Annotated in this window: 19 protein-coding genes; 13 read left to right on the top strand and 6 right to left on the bottom strand. The window is 58.4% G+C overall.

The annotated features are described in order from the left end of the window. Positions 1 to 3: 3 nt before the first annotated feature. Positions 4 to 1,140 carry a GGDEF domain-containing protein gene (locus L972_RS15195; protein WP_047439232.1) on the bottom strand — a complete coding sequence of 379 codons (1,137 nt, stop codon included), beginning with the start codon at positions 1,138 to 1,140 and terminating at the stop codon, positions 4 to 6. 513 nt (positions 1,141 to 1,653) lie between these two features. Here L972_RS15195 and L972_RS15190 point away from each other — a divergent pair. The 4 genes from L972_RS15190 to L972_RS15180 all read left to right on the top strand — a co-directional run bounded on the left by L972_RS15190 (position 1,654) and on the right by L972_RS15180 (position 4,347). Further along, positions 1,654 to 2,454 carry a transporter substrate-binding domain-containing protein gene (locus L972_RS15190; protein ID WP_005334079.1) on the top strand — a complete coding sequence of 267 codons (801 nt, stop codon included), beginning with the start codon at positions 1,654 to 1,656 and terminating at the stop codon, positions 2,452 to 2,454. Between the two features lie 100 nt (positions 2,455 to 2,554). After that, entirely contained in the window at positions 2,555 to 3,514 is a 960-nt protein-coding gene (locus tag L972_RS15185) for an amino acid ABC transporter permease (protein ID WP_047439230.1), read from the top strand. Then, positions 3,498 to 3,620: a hypothetical protein gene (locus L972_RS22150; RefSeq protein WP_265176575.1), complete on the top strand. Its 123-nt coding sequence runs from the start codon at positions 3,498 to 3,500 to the stop codon at positions 3,618 to 3,620. Before L972_RS15185 ends, L972_RS22150 begins: the two co-directional genes overlap by 17 nt. Continuing rightward, on the top strand, positions 3,604 to 4,347 hold the full coding sequence (locus L972_RS15180; protein ID WP_047439228.1) for an amino acid ABC transporter ATP-binding protein: 744 nt from the start codon (positions 3,604 to 3,606) through the stop codon (positions 4,345 to 4,347). The genes L972_RS22150 and L972_RS15180 overlap by 17 nt, the downstream gene beginning before the upstream one ends. 128 nt (positions 4,348 to 4,475) lie before the next feature. On the opposite strand, the gene L972_RS15175 is transcribed toward L972_RS15180, so the two are convergent. The 3 genes from L972_RS15175 to L972_RS21005 all read right to left on the bottom strand — a co-directional run bounded on the left by L972_RS15175 (position 4,476) and on the right by L972_RS21005 (position 7,369). Beyond that, the gene (locus L972_RS15175; protein WP_005337681.1) at positions 4,476 to 5,216 is read right to left on the bottom strand and encodes a YebC/PmpR family DNA-binding transcriptional regulator; all 741 of its coding nucleotides are present in this window, start codon (positions 5,214 to 5,216) and stop codon (positions 4,476 to 4,478) included. A gap of 102 nt (positions 5,217 to 5,318) precedes the next feature. Beyond that, the gene (aspS, locus tag L972_RS15170; protein WP_005337684.1) at positions 5,319 to 7,085 is read right to left on the bottom strand and encodes an aspartate--tRNA ligase; all 1,767 of its coding nucleotides are present in this window, start codon (positions 7,083 to 7,085) and stop codon (positions 5,319 to 5,321) included. A 32-nt stretch (positions 7,086 to 7,117) separates the two neighbouring features. Further along, positions 7,118 to 7,369, bottom strand: a complete 252-nt coding sequence (locus L972_RS21005; protein ID WP_005337686.1) for an FmdB family zinc ribbon protein — start codon at positions 7,367 to 7,369, stop codon at positions 7,118 to 7,120. A 162-nt stretch (positions 7,370 to 7,531) separates the two neighbouring features. On the opposite strand from L972_RS21005, the gene L972_RS15160 reads away from it, so the two are divergent. The 6 genes from L972_RS15160 (at position 7,532) to L972_RS15135 (ending at position 13,728) form a co-directional block, all read left to right on the top strand. After that, positions 7,532 to 8,380 (top strand): DUF72 domain-containing protein, encoded by an 849-nt coding sequence (locus L972_RS15160; protein WP_047439226.1) that lies wholly within the window; start codon positions 7,532 to 7,534, stop codon positions 8,378 to 8,380. Between the two features lie 275 nt (positions 8,381 to 8,655). Then, positions 8,656 to 9,402, top strand: coding sequence for a carboxy-S-adenosyl-L-methionine synthase CmoA (cmoA, locus tag L972_RS15155; RefSeq protein WP_005353159.1), 747 nt, complete (start codon positions 8,656 to 8,658; stop codon positions 9,400 to 9,402). Then, entirely contained in the window at positions 9,399 to 10,376 is a 978-nt protein-coding gene (cmoB, locus tag L972_RS15150) for a tRNA 5-methoxyuridine(34)/uridine 5-oxyacetic acid(34) synthase CmoB (protein ID WP_019446645.1), read from the top strand. Before cmoA ends, cmoB begins: the two co-directional genes overlap by 4 nt. 52 nt (positions 10,377 to 10,428) lie before the next feature. After that, positions 10,429 to 11,217 carry an ATP-dependent zinc protease family protein gene (locus L972_RS15145; protein WP_005337698.1) on the top strand — a complete coding sequence of 263 codons (789 nt, stop codon included), beginning with the start codon at positions 10,429 to 10,431 and terminating at the stop codon, positions 11,215 to 11,217. A gap of 3 nt (positions 11,218 to 11,220) precedes the next feature. After that, on the top strand, positions 11,221 to 12,759 hold the full coding sequence (locus tag L972_RS15140) for an inactive transglutaminase family protein (protein WP_005337699.1): 1,539 nt from the start codon (positions 11,221 to 11,223) through the stop codon (positions 12,757 to 12,759). Between the two features lie 3 nt (positions 12,760 to 12,762). Further along, the gene (locus L972_RS15135) at positions 12,763 to 13,728 is read left to right on the top strand and encodes an alpha-L-glutamate ligase-like protein (protein ID WP_005353164.1); all 966 of its coding nucleotides are present in this window, start codon (positions 12,763 to 12,765) and stop codon (positions 13,726 to 13,728) included. 248 nt (positions 13,729 to 13,976) lie between these two features. Here L972_RS15135 and L972_RS15130 read toward each other — a convergent pair whose 3' ends face one another. Then, complete coding sequence (locus tag L972_RS15130; RefSeq protein WP_005337701.1) at positions 13,977 to 14,579, bottom strand: peroxiredoxin C; 603 nt, start codon at positions 14,577 to 14,579, stop codon at positions 13,977 to 13,979. A gap of 146 nt (positions 14,580 to 14,725) precedes the next feature. On the opposite strand from L972_RS15130, the gene L972_RS15125 reads away from it, so the two are divergent. The 3 genes from L972_RS15125 (at position 14,726) to L972_RS21500 (ending at position 16,766) form a co-directional block, all read left to right on the top strand. Next, complete coding sequence (locus L972_RS15125) at positions 14,726 to 15,634, top strand: hydrogen peroxide-inducible genes activator (RefSeq protein WP_047439225.1); 909 nt, start codon at positions 14,726 to 14,728, stop codon at positions 15,632 to 15,634. A 194-nt stretch (positions 15,635 to 15,828) separates the two neighbouring features. Further along, the gene (locus L972_RS15120; RefSeq protein WP_005337703.1) at positions 15,829 to 16,278 is read left to right on the top strand and encodes a C40 family peptidase; all 450 of its coding nucleotides are present in this window, start codon (positions 15,829 to 15,831) and stop codon (positions 16,276 to 16,278) included. A gap of 311 nt (positions 16,279 to 16,589) precedes the next feature. Further along, entirely contained in the window at positions 16,590 to 16,766 is a 177-nt protein-coding gene (locus L972_RS21500) for a hypothetical protein (protein ID WP_005337704.1), read from the top strand. Positions 16,767 to 16,934: 168 nt separating this feature from the next. On the opposite strand, the gene dsdC is transcribed toward L972_RS21500, so the two are convergent. Then, positions 16,935 to 17,879 (bottom strand): DNA-binding transcriptional regulator DsdC, encoded by a 945-nt coding sequence (gene dsdC, locus L972_RS15115; RefSeq protein ID WP_047439224.1) that lies wholly within the window; start codon positions 17,877 to 17,879, stop codon positions 16,935 to 16,937. Positions 17,880 to 18,073 lie beyond the last annotated feature (194 nt).

The raw sequence follows: 18,073 nt of genomic DNA, 5'->3' as shown, positions 1-18,073 counted from the left end.
GAGTTACACCTCCCGACAAGCCTGACAGACCCGGTTCTTGCCTTGCCGCTTGGCGCTGTAGAGCGCATGGTCGGCCTGAGTGAACAGAGGGTCAAAGTGCCACTCCCCTTGCCAGTGGGAGAGTCCCATGCTGACCGTGATGGAGAGACCGCCCATGTTGCGGTTCGCGACCTCCTCCAGCAATCCCTCGCAGCGCTGCAGGGCCAGCACGCCGGGCTGCGAGAAGAGCAGCACAAACTCCTCGCCACCGAAACGACTGCACACCAGATCGGGCTGACTACCCAGATAGGCACCGAGCTCGGCCAGCACCCGATCACCCACCTCATGGCCATGCTGGTCATTGATCTGCTTGAAATCATCGATGTCGAGCACGGCCAGCGCGCCGCTGTCACCCCACTTTTGCTGCTTCAGCTGCTCCATAAAGCCACGCCGGTTGAGCAGACCGGTAAGAGGGTCGTGGCTAGCCTGCTGGCGCAGCGCCAGCGCACGATACTGGGTACAGAGCAGCAGCACCCCGAAGGTGGAGAGATAGCTCCCCATCAGCATGGAGAGGAAGGGCAGCACATTGACCCCGCTCTTATCCATCAGCATCTGTACGTTGTCCTGCCAGAGGAACCAGAGCCGCATCAAGTAGAAGGCGTAGAGCAGCACGTTGACCAGGGTAAAGACCATCACCGCCGGCAGATAGTGGGGGTAACCGTGGCGCCAGACCAGATAGACGATCACAGCACCCAGCATCATGTAACTCAGGCAAGCCAGCAATACCCGGGATGCCATCCCCCCCTCCACAATGCACCAGCTCAGAAGCAGCAGATAGACCAGCATGAAGAGCCCCCCGGCACGCCAGTTCGGGGGCTGTCCGAAAAAGCGCTGCAGCGCCGGCGGCATCAACACAATGCAGAGCGTGATCAGGGTATTGGCCAGCCAGATGCCGGAGGGGCTGGGGAAAAATGCCTGTAACGAGAAAAGTATCTGGGCCACCAGCGCACAGAGACTGGACCACCACCATAACCCGATGCCCGGGATCTCCCGGTGGGTCGACCAGATAATGGAGAGCGTGATAAACCCGAGGCTATATCCCCCCAATGCCATCACCATCAGGGTAAATACATCCAGCTTCAGCAACAACGAGACATCCATATCAAAACCAGGCAGAGGGAGGTAAGTGAGTATATGAGAACCGTTTGCCAAGACCCAGAGACCCTGACTATTTTCACAATAAAAACATATTGTTCGTCTATTTTTCACACCACCAGATAACTCACACCATTCCGCTATAGCAGGTTTGAGATATGCAAGAAAGATAAGCCCAACCAGACTCAAGCCACATACGAGCCCTTCTCTATGTAACAAAATGTCTTGGGGATAATTTGGGCTTGAACCCACTCAATTAGATAGATATGTTGTTTTCGTGTGATTTTATGAATGAAGCCATGAGCAATAAATGTCTCTAACCTGTTGAGTCTTCTGACACAATCTGTTTTTGGTACATTTTTCACTCAACCACTATTCATAGCATCTCATATGGGGCTTTTGTCCCGCACAAGACATTCATCCTGTCTTGCCTGTTGCCGGATGCAGCAGTCTCTTGTGCCACGGAGTCGCACGGGATCAGGTTCAAGGCCGAACACACCACCGACAGAGACGTCACTTATGATCAAAAAACTGATTCTTTCTACCCTGCTGTTTTGCGGGATCGCCACGGCGGCCCCGACCCCTGCCCCCACCTCCACCCTGGATGCCGTGCTTGAACGCGGCGTGCTGCGAGTCGGCTTCGACGCCGGCTATCAACCCTTCGAGATGACCAACAAGCAGGGCCAGTACATCGGCTTTGACGTGGATCTCGCCAAGATGGTCGCCAAAGAGATGGGCGTGAAGGTCGAGTTCGTCAACACCGCCTGGGATGGCATCATTCCGGCGCTGCTGACCAACAAGTTCGACGTCATCATGGGCGGCATGACCGTCACTCCCCAGCGCAATCTGCGGGTGAACTTCGCCGATCCTTACATCGTGGTCGGCCAGACCATAGTCCTGCGCAAAGAGAAAGCGGGCGAAATCAAATCCTTCACCGACCTCAACGACCCGAAATACAAGATCGCGGTCAAGCTCGGCACCACCGGCGAGCAGGCAGTCAAGCGCCTGATCCCCAAAGCCACCCTGCTGCAGTTTGAAACCCAGGATGACGCCAAGCTGGAAGTGATCAACGGCAAGGTCGATGCGTTCGTCTATGACCTGCCCTACAACGCTATTTTCGCCTCCCAGAATCAGGGCGCCGTGGTACACCTCGACAAGCCGTTCACCTTCGAGCCGCTGGCCTGGGCCATCCGCAAAGGAGATCAGGACACCCTCAACTGGTTCAACAACTACTTGCGCCAGATCAAGGGCGATGGCAGCTACGACCGTCTCTACAAGAAGTGGTTCGAATCCAACGCCTGGCTGAACCAGCTCAAATAACCTCCGGGGGGCGGCGCATTGCCGCCCCTGCACCACGCAGCTCCCCACACAATAACGAGAAGAGGTTGTGACTGTGCACACACCCAAACCGACAAGACAGATGGAAAAACAGCCCAATCAGCTGCTCTGGCATGGGGTTTTCCTGCTGATGCTGCTGGTTGCCGTATTCGCCATCTACAAGGCTGTCCAGTCAGTGGATTACACCTGGCGCTGGGAACGCATTCCCCAATACATCGCCTATCAGGCGGAGCAGAAGAATCTGGCCGAATTTGACGGCACCGTGATGGCGGGCACCAGCGAGGCCGAGAAAGGCAAGCTGTTCCTGCAAGACGATCTCGATCCCAATGTGCGGCAAGCCATCGCCAGCACTGGCATACAAGTCGCCGAAGGGGATACCGTTTTTCGTGGCGATACCCTCGACACCCAACTGAGCTGGACCGCCGGCCCCATCGCCTGGGGCGTCTGGGTCACCGTCAAGCTCTCGCTGGTGGCGGGCATCTTCGCCATTTTGCTTGGCACCCTGGCCGGGCTTGCGCGTCTCTCCCCCAATCCCGCCCTGCGCAATCTGGCGGTCACCTATGTGGAGCTGATCCGCGGTACACCGCTGCTGGTTCAGATCTTCATCGTCTACTTCTTTATCGGTACCGTGCTGAACCTCGACCGCTTCACCGCCGGGGTCGCCGCGCTGGCGGTCTTTACCGGCGCCTATGTGGCGGAGATCGTCCGCGCCGGTATCAGCTCCATCCACAAGGGGCAGATGGAGGCGGGCCGCAGCCTGGGAATGACCTCGGCCCAGACCATGCGCTATGTCATCCTGCCGCAGGCTTTCAAGCGGGTACTGCCACCGCTGGCGGGCCAGTTCATCAACCTGATCAAGGACTCCTCGCTGGTCTCGGTCATCTCCATCACCGATCTGACCAAGGCGGGGCGCGAGGTGGTGAGCTCCACCTTCAGCCCGTTCGAGGTGTGGTTTACCGTGGCCCTGCTCTATCTGGTGCTCACCGGCACCCTCTCTTTCCTGGTACGCCGTCTCGAGGTGAAATATGCACGCAGTAACTGATCCCATCATCAAGGTGCAACAGGCATCGAGAAGTGCAGCCATCACCGACACCCTCTTCGCCTTCCCGGTTCGTTTTCTGGAGGTGAAATATGCGCGCAGTAACTGATCCAATCATCAAAGCGACCGGCGTTGAGAAGTTCTACGGCAGCGAAGTGCATGCCCTGAAAAATGTCAGCACCGAGGTGGCCGAAGGGGAAGTGGTGGTGATCGTCGGCCCCAGCGGCTCGGGCAAATCGACCTTCCTGCGCACCCTCAACCAGCTGGAGACCATCAACGACGGCAATATCGTGGTCGATGGAATCAGCCTGACCGAGCCGGGCGATGTCAACAAGCTGCGGGAAGAGGTGGGCATGGTGTTCCAGTCCTTCAACCTCTTTCCCCACCTGACGGTGCTGGATAATATCTGCCTCGCTCCGCAGAAGGTGCGTGGCCTGTCGCGCCGTGAGGCCGAAGACAGGGCCAAGGCGCTGCTGCTGAAAGTGGGGCTGTCGGTGAAAGCGGCCAGCTATCCCTCCCAACTCTCCGGCGGTCAGCAACAGCGGGTGGCCATTGCCCGAGCACTCGCCATGCAGCCACGCATCATGCTGTTTGACGAGCCCACCAGTGCGCTGGACCCCGAAATGGTGGGGGAAGTGCTCGATGTGATGAAGGGACTGGCTCGTGAGGGGATGACCATGGTGGTGGTGACCCACGAGATGGGCTTTGCCCGCGAGGTAGCGGATCGGGTGCTCTTTATGGAGAGTGGCGAACTGCTGGTAGATGAAAAACCGGCCGACTTCTTCGACAATCCCCCCTCCCCGCGTCTGCGCCAGTTCCTGAGTCAGGTGCTGTAGCCAATACCCAAAGATGGATTATCGAGTTGTTGCACTGGGTGCTCAACTGACACATCAGCAGTTGCCACGATGCAAAGATAAAAAAATGGCAGCCATCAGGCTGCCATCGGGAGAGCACGATTCAGCGATCAGAGGGTCGCAGCGACTTCATCGGAGATGGAACCGTTGTGGTAAACCTCTTGCACGTCGTCCAGATCTTCCAGCATGTCGATGAGGCGCATCAGTTTGGGTGCAGTTTCTGCATCCAGCTCAGCTTCGGTGGAGGGGATCATGGTCACTTCGGCGCTCTGGGCCTTGAAGCCAGCAGCTTCCAGACCATCCAGCACGGTACCGAAGTCGTTCGGGGTGGTGTACACCTCGATGGTGCCATCCTCTTCGGTGACCACGTCATCGGCGCCCGCTTCCAGCGCAGCATCCATCAGGGCATCTTCGTCCACCCCCACGAAGGTCAGCAGACCTTTCTTGCTGAACAGATAGGCTACGGAGCCGTCGGTGCCCAGGTTGCCACCGCACTTGCTGAAGGCGTGACGCACTTCGGCTACGGTACGGTTACGGTTATCGGTCAGGCACTCTACCATCACCGCAGAGCCAGCCGGGCCGTAACCTTCGTACACGATGGTCTCGAGCTGTTCGCCATCGCCACCACCGGCGCCACGCTGAATGGCACGGTTGATTGTGTCGCGGGTCATGTTGTTGGTCAGGGCGGCAGTCACCGCAGCACGCAGACGCGGGTTGTTGGCGGGATCGGCATCACCCAGACGCGCGGAGGTAGTGATTTCGCGGATCAGTTTGGTGAAGATCTTGCCACGCTTGGCGTCCTGAGCGGCCTTGCGGTGTTTGATGTTGGCCCATTTACTGTGACCTGCCATAGAGACTCTCCGTTATTTTTTAAATGTCAGTAACACTGATCATGACTAACCCAAGGGAAACACAGAGGCCGCACGGCGGCGGCCTCCGGGGCCGGTATCGGCTTACTCGTCGCCCTTGACGGTGGTTGCAATCGCCAGCTCACCCAGTTGGGCGGCATTGGCAAGGCTGGGGGCGTCTGTCATCAGACAGGCGGCCGCGGTCGTTTTCGGGAAGGCGATGACGTCCCGAATATTTTCGGTGCCGGTCAGCAGCATGCTGAGACGGTCCAGACCGAAGGCCAGACCGGCGTGCGGCGGGGTGCCGTACTTCAGGGCATCCAGCAGGAAGCCGAACTTCAGACGCTGCTCGGCCGGGGTGATACCCAGGATATCGAACACGGTGGATTGCATCTCGCTGTTATGGATACGGACAGAGCCGCCACCCACTTCGTAGCCGTTGATCACCATGTCGTAGGCGTTGGCGTAAGCACCCACCGGGTTGGCTTTCAGCTCGGCCGGGCTCATGTTGCTCGGCGCGGTGAACGGGTGGTGCATGGCGGCCAGACCACCTTCACCATCTTCCTCGAACATCGGGAAGTCGATGACCCACAGCGGTTTCCAGCTGTTCTCCAGCAGGCCCAGATCGCGACCCACTTTCAGACGCAGGGCGCCCATGGCATCGCAGACCACTTTCTTGCTGTCAGCGCCAAAGAAGATGATGTCGCCGTCGGCTGCGCCGGTACGAGCCAGGATCTCGCGCACGATGGCGTCAGAGAGGAACTTGGCAACCGGAGACTGCACGCCTTCGATACCATTGGCCGCTTCGTTGACCTTCATCCAGGCCAGGCCCTTGGCACCGTAGATGCCGACAAACTTGGTGTATTCGTCGATCTGCTTGCGAGAGAGCTCGGCACCGCCCGGTACTTTCAGGGCAGCCACACGGCCTTTCGGATCGTTGGCGGGGCCCGCGAACACGGCGAACTCGACAGCAGTCAGCAGATCAGCCACATCAACCAGCTCCATTGGCAGACGCAGGTCCGGCTTGTCGGAGCCGTAGCGACGCATGGCTTCGTCGAAGGTCATGATCGGGAAGTCGCCCAGATCCACGTTCAGGATGTGCAGCCACAGTTTGCGGATCATCTCTTCCATCACTTCACGCACCTGCGGCGCGGTCATGAAGGAGGTCTCCACGTCGATCTGGGTGAATTCCGGCTGGCGGTCGGCACGCAGGTCTTCGTCACGGAAGCACTTGACGATCTGGTAGTAGCGATCGAAGCCGGACATCATCAGCAACTGCTTGAACAGCTGGGGTGATTGCGGCAGAGCGTAGAACTTGCCCTTGTGCACGCGGCTCGGCACCAGATAGTCACGGGCACCTTCCGGGGTGGCCTTGGTCAGCATCGGGGTCTCGATATCGAGGAAGCCGTGCTCGTCCATGAAGCGGCGTACGAAGGCGCTGGCCTTGGCACGGGTCTTCAGGTACTTGGCCATCTCGGGACGACGCAGATCCAGGTAGCGATACTTGAGGCTGATCTCTTCGCTGTTGACCTGATTGAAGTCCAGCGGCAGCGGCTCGGCACGGTTGATGATGTTGAGTTCGTGGGCGAACACTTCGATGGCGCCAGTGGCCATGTCGCTGTTGCGCTGGGACTCGGGACGGGTGCGCACCACGCCGGTCACCTGGATGCAGAACTCGCCGCGCAGCTCGGAGGCCAGGGCGAACGCGTCCGGCTTGTCCGGATCGAAGAACACCTGAACGATCCCTTCCCGGTCGCGCATATCGATAAAGATCAGACCGCCGAGATCACGACGACGATGAACCCAACCGCACAATGTAATGGTCTGCCCTGCATGGGCCTCATTGACCTGTCCGCAATAGATAGAGCGCATGGACTTCTTCCTTCGAAATTGTAGAGAGACGGTTAACCTTGGGCCGCCGGGCACGACTGGCAAGCACCGTCTGTCTCACAGCTGGCCAGATTCTTTTTCTTACCCGGTTTGAAATCAGTCTCGTACCATCCGGTTCCCTTGAGCCGGAAGCCTGCCGCCGATATCAGCTTGACCAGATTCGGCTTGCTACAGGCCGGACAGTCGGTCAGGGGGGCATCGGAAAGCTTTTGCAGTTTTGCCAATTCATGGCCACAGACGTCGCAACGATATTCGTAGATAGGCATGGGTCACAAGAAATTGAAAAACAAAAGGGCTGGCATTATAGAGGAAAACCCCCTTTTGGGTAAAATGGCCAGCAGCCTCCTTTCGCCAGTTTTTTGCACTCGATGGCAAAAAGCGGGCAAAAAATCGCCACGAATGCACCAAGAGCGAAGAGAATAGCCATCATGAGCCTCTATTTGGGCCTGCCGCAGTGGTCCCACCCCAGTTGGCCCGGCCAGTTGCTGGGCCTTGGCGCCAAGCCTGCCGAACACCTCGCCCACTACGCGGCCGTCTTCAACTCGGTGGAGGGTAACACCACCTTCTACGCCCTGCCGACACCGGACACGGTACAGCGCTGGGCCGATGCGGTGCCCGATCACTTTCGTTTCAACTTCAAATTTCCGCAAACCATCAGCCACCAGAGCGATCTGGTGAGCGCAGACAAGCAAGTCGCCGACTTTATTCGCCTGCTCGCCCCGCTGCACGACAAGCTGGGGCTGCTCACCCTGCAGTTGCCCGCCCGTTTTGGGCCAGAGGGGCTGGCCAGACTGGCGGCCTTTATCGAGCGGCTGCCACGGGCGTTTCGCTACGCCCTCGAAGTGCGTCACCCTGAGTTCTTCGCCAAGGGGGAGGCCGAGCGGGCATTAAACCGGCTGCTGATGGAACAGGGTGTGAACCGGGTGATGCTCGACAGCCGGCCACTCTTCTCGGTGCCAGCAACCACGCCAGCCCTTGTCGATGCCCAGGGCAAGAAGCCACGCCTGCCGGTGCATCTGCTGGCCACCGCCAACGCCCCCATGGTGCGCTTTATCGGCCTGCCGGATCCGGCGGCCAATCACCCCTTCCTGCCCAGCTGGCTCCCCCACTGGCGCCAGTGGCTTTCCGAGGGCAAGGATCTCTACCTCTATATACATACTGCCGACAACGCCCAGGCACCTGAGCTGGCCCGCCAGCTCACCCGCTTGCTGGAGCAGGAGATGGCCCCCTGGCCGGGGGAAAACGATCGCGCACGGCAGGGAGTGCTGCGCTTTTAGCCAACCCATTCTGCAGCCATCGTTTCGCTGCAAAAAAAGTGCTTTTTTGTGGCGTGGCAAGCCCTGGCGTCAAGACAAACGGCCATCAATCCTCTACACTACCGCCCCAAGTAAGGGTCCGGAACATGGCCCGTACGAACAGGACAGGTCCAAAGGATTTCACGACCAGCCACCCCGTTCGTAAACAGGTGATAAATCTACTCTGATGGGTGTCACCCAACGACTCAATTGAACAATACAGCCGGGTGATGTCCCGACTGTCAGGTTGCGCCAGCATGCATACCAAAGATCAAATTTTTGCCGCCCCGATCGCCCGATTGGGAGACTTCTGTTTTGACGAACAGGTCGTCGACGTTTTTCCCGATATGATCCAGCGCTCGGTGCCGGGTTACAGTAACATCATCTCTGCCATCGGCATGATGGCCGCCCGCTACGCCCAACCCGAGAGCCGACTCTATGATCTCGGCTGCTCACTGGGCGCCGCGACCCAGGCGATGCGTCGCCATGTCAGCCAGCCCGGCTGCCGCATCACCGCGGTGGATCTCTCCCATCCGATGATCGAGCGCGCCCGCGCCCACCTCTCCGGTTTCAAATCCGAGGTGCCGGTGGAGCTGGTGGAAGCAGATATCTGCGACATCGAGATCGAGAACGCCTCCGTGGTGGTGCTCAACTTCACCCTGCAATTTGTCGAACCAGAGAAACGGGCCGCCCTGATCCAGCGCATTCACGATGGGCTGCGCCCGGGCGGGATCCTGATCCTGAGCGAAAAGTTCCGCTTCGAAGATGAACCGGTCAACGAGCTGCTTATCGATCTGCATCTCGACTTCAAGCGGGCCAATGGCTACAGCGAGCTGGAGATCAGCCAGAAACGCACCGCCCTTGAGAACGTGATGCGCACCGACAGCCTGCCGGTGCATCAGGCGCGCCTGCGCGACGCCGGTTTCGTCCATCAGGATCTCTGGTTCCAGTGCTTCAACTTCGGCTCCATGATTGCCATCAAATCCAGCGACGCCCAGCCATGATCGACTTTGCCAATTTCTATCAACTGATTGCCAAAAACCGGCTGAGCCACTGGCTGCATACCCTGCCCGCCCAGCTGCACGCCTGGCAACATGACAACCAGCATGGCGACCTGCCGCGCTGGAACCGCGCCCTCAACAAGCTGCCGGTGGTCTCCCCCGGCAACGTCGAGCTGAAAAGCCGGGTCGAGATTGGCTCGGCCGAGAGCCTTGGCGAAGGTGAACGCAAGAAGGTCGAGAGCCTGCTGCGCCACTTCATGCCCTGGCGCAAAGGGCCGTTCACCGTGCACGGCATCCATATCGATACCGAGTGGCGCTCTGACTGGAAGTGGGATCGGGTGCTGCCCCATATCAGCCCGCTCGAAGGCCGTTACGTGCTGGATGTGGGCTGCGGCAGCGGTTACCACCTCTGGCGCATGGTGGGTGAAGGGGCCAAGCTGGCGGTCGGCATCGATCCGAGCCCGCTGTTCCTCTGCCAGTTCGAGGCCATTCGCCACTTCGCGGGCAATGATCAGCGCGCCCACCTGTTGCCGCTCGGCATTCAGGAGCTGCCGGAACTGCGTGCTTTTGACACCGTCTTCTCCATGGGGGTGCTCTATCACCGCAAATCCCCCATCGAGCACATCGAGCAGTTGCGCAATCAATTGAAAGATGATGGCGAGCTGGTGCTGGAGACCTTGGTGATTGACGGCGGGGTAAACGACGTGCTGATGCCCACCGATCGTTACGGCAAGATGCGCAACGTCTGGTTTATTCCCTCAAGCCGCGCCCTCAAGCTGTGGGTCGAGCGCTGCGGCTTCACCGACGTGCGGATAGTAGACGAGAATATGACCAGCACCGACGAACAGCGTCGTACCGACTGGATGATTAATGAATCCCTGAGTGACTATCTGGATCCAGACAATCCGGCACTCACGGTAGAAGGACACCCGGCGCCGAAACGTGCCGTACTGATTGCCCGCAAGGCCAAAGACTAGCCGATGGCGATTCAGGAAGTTACACTGACCCAATTCCAGGAAGCACAGTTAAATGAATGACATGAAAAGCAAATTAAAAGGAATGACCCTGCTCTCCCTGCTTAGTCTCGGCGGGTGTGTCAATATGGAAAAAGCGCCTCAGGTCCCTGCTCTGACGCTGGCCGAGCTTCGTAGCGAGCTGAGCCAGAGCGAGCAGCGCCTGCAAACATCCATGGAACAGCAACAGAAGCAGTATGTGCAGCAACAGCACCTGCTGGTTCAGCTCAACACAGATGTCACCAATATGAAAGAGTCCGTCAAGCAAGTAGACCACAAGCTCGCCACCCTCCCCTCCGAGCCGCCCAAGCCGATGGCCATCCCCACCGAGAAATGCCCGGCCCCCAATCAGGGTCACACCATCGATGGCAAGCTGATGGTCGGTGAAGCCGAGTGGATCTGGGTTGATGCGGCCAACGACGCCTTCCAGGCGCGGGTCGATACCGGTGCGACCACCTCCTCCATCAGTGCGCAGGAGATCACCATTTTCGAGCGCAACGGCAAAAACTGGGTGCGCTTCTTCCTGAGCCATCAGGAAGTGGACGACAAGATCCAGATCGAAGCGCCGCTGGTACGTCATGTACGGGTGCGTCAGGCCTCTGCCGACGATCTGGACCGCCGTCCGGTAGTGCGTCTGGCCGTGCGCATTGGCGACATGACCGAGAAAGCCGAATTTACCCTGAAAGACCGTAGCGACATGACCTTCCCTGTGCTGCTGGGTCGCGAATTTTTGAAAGACATCGCCGTGGTTGATGTGGCCCGCGAATATATCCAACCCAAACCCAAGCTCAAGGATGTGAAATAATCCATGGTTTCCCGTAAGCCGTTCTATTTGCTGGTAGCCCTGCTGTACATTGTCGGCCTGGGGATGACGATCTATCACCATATCGCGTTGGATGTGCCGCTGACGCCCGGTGAAAAGCGCCAGATCTGGTCCATCGAAGCCAAGCTGGAGTTCGAGGCGACCGGTGAGCCGGTGATCGCCTCTCTGGCCATTCCGGGCACCCAGCCCGGTTTCACCTTGATGAACGAGAACGCCGCCAGCCCCGGCTACGGCCTCTCCTTTGTCGAGAAAGATGGCGATGCCCGCGCCGAGTGGTCCATCCGCACCGCCTCCGGCCGTCAGGAGCTCTACTACCGCGTCGACATGATGGCGGATGCCCATGCCAAACCGGCCGCCAATCCGCAGCCGCCTGCCATCGAGAAGCAGATCGAGAGTGAGCCTTATGCCACCGCGATGAAGCAGATCCTCGAGCGGGCCCAGGAGCGCTCTGCCGACGGCTACACCCTGACTCGCGAGATCATCAAGGAGATCGAGAAGCAGGAGCAGAACGCCGAGCTGCTGAAAAAGCACAAGAGCCGCGCCAACCTGATCGCCGAGCTGCTCAACAATGCTGACGTCCCCACCCGCGTGGTGCATGCCCTGAATCTGGAAGATGGCCGCCGTCGTCAGGAGCTGGTGGATTACCTGCAGGTATTCAACAGCCCGACCGACTACAAGCTGTTCAACCCGCAAACCGGTGAACAGGGCCGTCCGGCCAACCTGCTGCTGTGGGAATACAACTCCGGCGCCCTGCTGGACGTGACCGGTGGTCACAACTCCCGTGTCAGCTTCTCGATGATCGAGCAAGAGCAGCCGGTGAGCGTTGCACTGGCGCAGAAGTTCGAAAAATCAGAGATGATGAACTTCTCCATCCACAGCCTGCCGCTGGAAGAGCAGACCCTGTTCAAGGGCTTGCTGCTGATCCCGATCGGCGTGCTGATGGTGGTGTTCCTGCGGGTTCTGGTGGGGATCAAGACCTCAGGTACCTTTATGCCGGTGCTGATCGCGGTCGCCTTTATCCAGACCTCGCTGGTCACCGGTCTCATCGGCTTCCTGCTGATCGTCGGCACCGGTCTCATCATCCGCTCCTATCTGTCGCGGCTTAACCTGCTGCTGGTCGCCCGAATATCGGCCATCATCATCATGGTTATCTCGATGATCGGTATCTTCTCCGCGTTCGCCTTCAAGCTGGGGCTGACCGACGGCATGAAGATCACCTTCTTCCCGATGATCATCCTCTCCTGGACCATCGAACGGATGTCCATCCTGTGGGAAGAAGAGGGCCCGAAAGAGGTGTTCCGCCAGGGCGGCGGCTCTCTGCTGGTGGCCGTCATCGCCTATCTGGCCATGGATAACGAGCTTATTCGTCACCTCACCTTCAACTTCCTCGGCCTGCAGCTGGTGCTGATGGCGACCGTGCTGTTGATGGGTAACTACACCGGCTACAAGCTGAGCGAACTGAAGCGCTTCAAGCCGCTGGTGGACGAGATGAAATCTGGCGTCACCCCGGGTAAGGACAAGTAACCGATGTGGTTCTGGGAAAAATACACCACCCCGTGGAGCCTGTCCCAATCAGGCATCCTCGGCATGAACAAGCGCAACCACTCCTACATCAGCCGCTACAATCCGCGCAGCCTCTATCCGTTGGTGGATGACAAGCTGCAGACCAAACAAATTGCGCTGGATGCAGGCGTTACCGTGCCTGAGCTGATCGGTACCATCCGAGCCCAGCACGATGTGGGTCGCATCACCGAGCTGGTCAAGGATTGGCCGGGCTTCTGCATCAAGCCGGCCCGTGGCTCGGGCGGCAAGGGGATCCTGGTGATCCTGCGTCAGGAAGATGGCCTCTTCTATAAACCCAACGGCAGCGCCTCTACCGGTCAGGATCTGGAGCGCCATGTCTCCAACATTCTGGCGGGGCTCTATTCCCTCGGCGGCAAGCCCGACGTGGCGCTGGTGGAAGGCCTCATCAACTTTGATGACGTGTTCGACGGCTACTCCTTCGAAGGGGTACCCGATGCCCGGGTCATCATCTTCAAGGGGTTCCCGGTGATGGCGATGATGCGCCTCTCCACCGCCGCCTCCGATGGCAAGGCGAACCTGCACCAGGGCGCCGTGGGGGTGGGTCTGTGCCTGCGTACCGGTCGTGCCCTGCGGGCGGTGCAGTTTGGCAATCCGCTGCGCCACCATCCGGATACCGGCCTCGACCTCTATGAGCTCAAGGTCCCACACTGGGATACCCTGCTCACCCTGGCCGCCTCCTGCTACGAGATGTCGGGTCTGGGCTACATCGGGACCGACATGGTGCTGGACAAGTTCCGCGGCCCCATGCTGCTGGAGCTCAACGCCCGTCCCGGCCTTGCCATCCAGATCGCCAACGGTCGCGGCCTGGTGCCCAATCTCAAAACTATCGAGAAGCTGGGCCAGGTGAAGATGAACGTGGAGCAGCGGGTCAATTTCGCCAAGGATCACTTCGGGATCTTTGAGGAATAACTTCTTCGCTTGTGAACTAAGCGCGCCTGTGGCGCGCTTTTTTTATGGCGATTGTCTGTCGGCATATCCCACCCAGCCATTCGGATCAGCACCTCATTTCGAAACAACGAGTACGCCAGCGAACGGCCGCTTGGAATAGCGAGCGATGGAGCGAGAAATGTCTGGCCACTATGTCAGAGGATGGATAAATCTCAGGTATAAAAAAACCGGCGCCAAGACGCCGGTTCTTCAAGGAGAGTTCGACTCGATTACAGGGAGTCAGCATTCTCGGACAGGTACTTGGCAACGCCGTCCGGAGAGGCTTGCATACCTTTTTTGCCTTTTTCCCACTGAGCCGGGCACACTTCGCCGTGCTCTTCGTGGAATTGCAGGGCATCGACCATGCGCAGCATCTCGTCGATGTTGCGGCCCAGCGGCAGATCGTTGACAACCTGGTGGCGAACGACACCGTTCTTGTCGATCAGGAAGGAGCCACGGAACGCCACACCGGCTTCCGGATGCTCAACATCATAGGCTTTGCAGATTTCGTGTTTCACGTCGGCGATCAGCGGGTACTTGACCTGACCGATACCGCCATCTTCCACTTTGGTGTTGCGCCATGCGTTGTGGGAGAACTGGGAATCGATGGAAACACCGATCACTTCCACGCCACGCTTCTGGAACTCTTCATAACGGTGATCGAAGGCAATCAGCTCGGACGGGCAGACGAAGGTGAAATCGAGCGGATAAAAGAAGACAACGGCAGCTTTGCCTTTGATGTGGGATGACAGGTTGAATGAATCAACGATCTCGCCATTACCCAGAACAGCTGCGGCGGTAAAATCGGGTGCGGGACGGCCTACCAATACCATATTCAATTCCTCTTTATGTGAAGTGAACAATCCGGTGAGGATTGGGCTACCTAGAGCCAAGTCCATCTAATTCAAGCGACAAACTATAGACCCGGTGGTAGATTAGTTAAATCAAATTAAATAGATAGCATTAATCGGGTTTTTCTATGCAACGTTGGCCCAGCCTCAAACAGCTGCAATATCTGGTCGCTCTCGATGAGCACAAGAACTTCAACCGCGCCGCCAAGGCCTGTCATGTCAGCCAGTCGACCCTGAGTACCGGGATCCAGACGCTGGAGGACATGATGAACCTGCAACTGGTGGAGCGGGACCACAAGAGCTTCATTATGACCCCGGTCGGCATGGAAATCGTCGAGCGCGCTCGCAATTTGCTCTCCGATGCGCGGGATCTGATGGAGCTCGGGCAACATCAGGGCGGCGTGATGCAGGGGACGGTACGTCTTGGCTGCATTCCCACCATCGCCCCCTTCCTGTTGAGCAAGCTGCTGAAAGAGTGCAGCAAAACCTATCCTGACCTCGAATTGTTGCTGCGTGAAGACACCACCAGCAATCTGCTCAAGCAGCTGGAACAGGGTCAGCTCGACTTGCTGATCCTCGCCCTGCCCATCGAGATCGGGGGATTTCACTGCAAGACCGTCGGCCAGGATCCGTTCCACATGGTGATGCCCGCCAGCATAGCGGCCGGTCTGCATACCCCGTTCGACTACAAGGAGCTGCCCAACCAGAGCATCTTCCTGCTGGAGCGGGAGCACTGCCTCACCGAGCACGCAGTGAGCGCCTGCCGCCTGCGGGACAAGAGCAAGATCAACCCGTTTGCCGCCACCAGCCTGCACACTCTGGTGCAGATGGTGGAAGCGGGTCTTGGCACCACCTTCCTGCCGCAGATGGCCATCGATGCAGGCATTCTTGCCAACTCCGATCTGGTGGCCATCCCGCTGCCGGGAGAGACCTCCTATCGCGAAATCGGGTTGGTCTGGCGCCCCAGCACCACCCGGGTGCAGACCTTCTACAAGCTGGCCGAGCTGCTTAAACCGCTGATCAGCCACAACGAGTGACAACAAACGCCAGCCCTCGGGTTGGCGTTTTTCAGTTCCCCACCACATTTTTCCTCTCGGAGACTAGGTCTGGAGCCAGCTCCCTGTTTATGATGGAAAAGTTGTCGCGTGCCCTCCTGCCCCCAGAACGATTTGGCAGGATATGGCGTTCGATAAATGTCTCGTTTGGTAGACCCGTCCGTGGAGAGAGCCCGATGTATCGCAAGCTGCTGCTATCCCTGCTGACTCTGCTGCTGGCCGCCTGTTCCAGCACGCCGGAGCCACCTCCGGCCCCCCGGCAGAGCAGTGCCTTTGATGGCTTCTACCAACAGTGGCGCGGAGTTCCCTACCGCATGGGCGGCGCCAGCCGCGCCGGGCTAGACTGCTCCGCCTTCACCCAGCTCGCCTACAGTCAGGTGCTGGGCTTCAACCTGCCAAGAACCACCGAATCTCAGGCCAGCATTGGCAAACCGGTGGATCGCTACCGGCTGCAACACGGGGATCTGGTCTTCTTCAAGACCGGCTGGCAACAGTACCATGTGGGGGTCTATACAGGTGCCGGCGAGTTTATTCACGCCTCCACCAGCAAGGGAGTGATCCGCTCCCGCCTCGACAACGTCTACTGGAACAGTCGCTACTGGCAGGCACGTCGGGTGACCCAGTAACCGCTCAAACGCCTGCTTGCGGCACAAGTTGCGTGCCGATACTCTCCGTCAATTCCTGTCGCTATGTCGGGACACACAACCCGCGCTTATAACTCAATTGGCCCCAAAGCCTGCATATCACACCATTTTGTGATAAGGTGGTGGCCAATTTTTAACACTTTCGCCTTTTTCTCATACGCTCTCTGTCCTGATTGACAACAAGCGAGGCAATAACAAGCAGCGCGCGGCGAAAGTGGAGTGTGGCGCGACACTGCCGGACGGGTGGCCCACAGCTGCAGTATCAAGGGTTAAATAGATAAGGAGATCGTGCAATGAAACAGTATCAAAGCTGGCTGGGGCAATACCTGATGAGTCGCCGTGACGGTGACCACGCCATGGCATGCGAGATGGCGAGTTCCATCTGCGAGTTCTGGCAGCAGCAGGGTGATGAAAACGAACTGGACAAGTGGCAGCAGATTTACCAGAACCATCTGGAAAAGACCACCTGATCCCGACCGTTGCCTTGCTGCCAGCCACCCGGTGTTGGCAGCAAGGCCACTCGCGACCAACCACCATCAGCCAACCCCCCTCCCCCTATTTTCCCGCTACGTTAAACCGCTACCTTCGTTCACTCGCGCTTTACCATCTTCATTTTGCTCTTGCGCACCGGCCTCTGTTCATTCCATCTCGGCAGCCATTTCCTTCGCCCAGTCGATAAAGGCCTGGATCTTGGGACACGCCCGATTGGGCAGGGTCGCCATGTAATAACGCTGCTCGCACTTGATCTCCAGCCCGGCAAAAGGGGCCACCAGCTCGTTGCGTGCCAGTCGCTTGCTCACCAGATTCTTGCGCCCCATGGCGATCCCGGCGTGATTCATGGCGGCGATGATGGCGAGATCCGAGCGATCAAAACCCATGCTCAGCCGGCATGCCTCGAGGCTGACCCCGGCGTGGCGAGCCCAGCTGCTCCATTCGTCGGTATCCGAGTCAAATCCCCATGCCTGCCGATCATGAAGCAGACGGCACAAGGACAAGTTGGCGGGATTACCGACAAGCCCGTGCTGCTTGGCATATTCCGGACTGCAGACCGGCAGCATGAACTCATCCATCAGCGGGTGGATGGCAAGCCGCTCCGGGCTCTTCTCATCGAAATAGAGGGTCAAATCGATGCCATAACCATGCAGGTTGATGTTCTCGTTACCGGTGATGATATTGAGCTCGATCTGCGGATGCAGGCGGGAGAAATCAGCCAACCTGGGCACCAGCCAGCACTGGGCGATAGAGGGACGCGAATAGATGGTCAGGGTACCGGAGAGTTCCTGATTCTTGATCTCCAGGATCTCCTGATTGATGAACTCCAGCGAGGATTTGAGCGCCCAGAACACCCGCTGCCCATCCGCCGTCAGTACCACCTTGCGGTGAAAATGCTCAAAGAGCTTGAACCCCAGCTCCTCTTCCAGTGCGCTGATCCGGTGACTCACGGCACTGGGACTCAGCGACAATTCATCAGCTGCCATGGCAAAGGATCCGTGGCGGGCGGCCGCCTCGAAGGTGTGCAGCTTGGCCAGCTGGTAGCTGCTCAGCAGCTTGTTGCGCGATATGTAATTATCCCCGTTATACATTCATCCCCCTCTTCGCAATGGCCGCCGATCATACACCCACAGGCCACCTTCAGGATGAAACCAAAATACCCAAAGAGTGTAATTTCGATAAATTGTGACCAATGTAGCGCCTTTGAATCACCTCAGTTCACCCAAGTGGTCGATTTCATCATTTGTCAGCCCCGCCTCATTTTCATTCAATAGCGCATAAACAA

The organism is Aeromonas sp. ZOR0001, assembly GCF_000801015.1.
Taxonomy (GTDB): domain Bacteria; phylum Pseudomonadota; class Gammaproteobacteria; order Enterobacterales; family Aeromonadaceae; genus Aeromonas; species Aeromonas veronii.
Note: the sequence above shows the minus strand (reverse complement) of the source record. Positions and strands in the feature narration are given on the sequence as shown.

Excerpts from the sequence above, each read along its gene's own strand:
- L972_RS15195 (WP_047439232.1), bottom strand. The coding sequence starts at position 1,140 with ATGGATGTCTCGTTGTTGCTGAAGCTGGATGTATTTACCCTGATGGTG.
- L972_RS22150 (WP_265176575.1), top strand. The coding sequence starts at position 3,498 with ATGCACGCAGTAACTGATCCCATCATCAAGGTGCAACAGGCATCGAGA.
- cmoA (WP_005353159.1), top strand. The coding sequence starts at position 8,656 with ATGCATACCAAAGATCAAATTTTTGCCGCCCCGATCGCCCGATTGGGA.
- L972_RS15175 (WP_005337681.1), bottom strand. The coding sequence starts at position 5,216 with ATGGCAGGTCACAGTAAATGGGCCAACATCAAACACCGCAAGGCCGCT.
- aspS (WP_005337684.1), bottom strand. The coding sequence starts at position 7,085 with ATGCGCTCTATCTATTGCGGACAGGTCAATGAGGCCCATGCAGGGCAG.
- L972_RS15125 (WP_047439225.1), top strand. The coding sequence starts at position 14,726 with ATGCAACGTTGGCCCAGCCTCAAACAGCTGCAATATCTGGTCGCTCTC.
- L972_RS15145 (WP_005337698.1), top strand. The coding sequence starts at position 10,429 with ATGAATGACATGAAAAGCAAATTAAAAGGAATGACCCTGCTCTCCCTG.
- L972_RS15140 (WP_005337699.1), top strand. The coding sequence starts at position 11,221 with ATGGTTTCCCGTAAGCCGTTCTATTTGCTGGTAGCCCTGCTGTACATT.
- dsdC (WP_047439224.1), bottom strand. The coding sequence starts at position 17,879 with ATGTATAACGGGGATAATTACATATCGCGCAACAAGCTGCTGAGCAGC.
- L972_RS15160 (WP_047439226.1), top strand. The coding sequence starts at position 7,532 with ATGAGCCTCTATTTGGGCCTGCCGCAGTGGTCCCACCCCAGTTGGCCC.
- L972_RS15120 (WP_005337703.1), top strand. The coding sequence starts at position 15,829 with ATGTATCGCAAGCTGCTGCTATCCCTGCTGACTCTGCTGCTGGCCGCC.
- L972_RS21005 (WP_005337686.1), bottom strand. The coding sequence starts at position 7,369 with ATGCCTATCTACGAATATCGTTGCGACGTCTGTGGCCATGAATTGGCA.
- cmoB (WP_019446645.1), top strand. The coding sequence starts at position 9,399 with ATGATCGACTTTGCCAATTTCTATCAACTGATTGCCAAAAACCGGCTG.
- L972_RS15185 (WP_047439230.1), top strand. The coding sequence starts at position 2,555 with ATGGAAAAACAGCCCAATCAGCTGCTCTGGCATGGGGTTTTCCTGCTG.
- L972_RS15130 (WP_005337701.1), bottom strand. The coding sequence starts at position 14,579 with ATGGTATTGGTAGGCCGTCCCGCACCCGATTTTACCGCCGCAGCTGTT.
- L972_RS15180 (WP_047439228.1), top strand. The coding sequence starts at position 3,604 with ATGCGCGCAGTAACTGATCCAATCATCAAAGCGACCGGCGTTGAGAAG.
- L972_RS15135 (WP_005353164.1), top strand. The coding sequence starts at position 12,763 with ATGTGGTTCTGGGAAAAATACACCACCCCGTGGAGCCTGTCCCAATCA.
- L972_RS15190 (WP_005334079.1), top strand. The coding sequence starts at position 1,654 with ATGATCAAAAAACTGATTCTTTCTACCCTGCTGTTTTGCGGGATCGCC.
- L972_RS21500 (WP_005337704.1), top strand. The coding sequence starts at position 16,590 with ATGAAACAGTATCAAAGCTGGCTGGGGCAATACCTGATGAGTCGCCGT.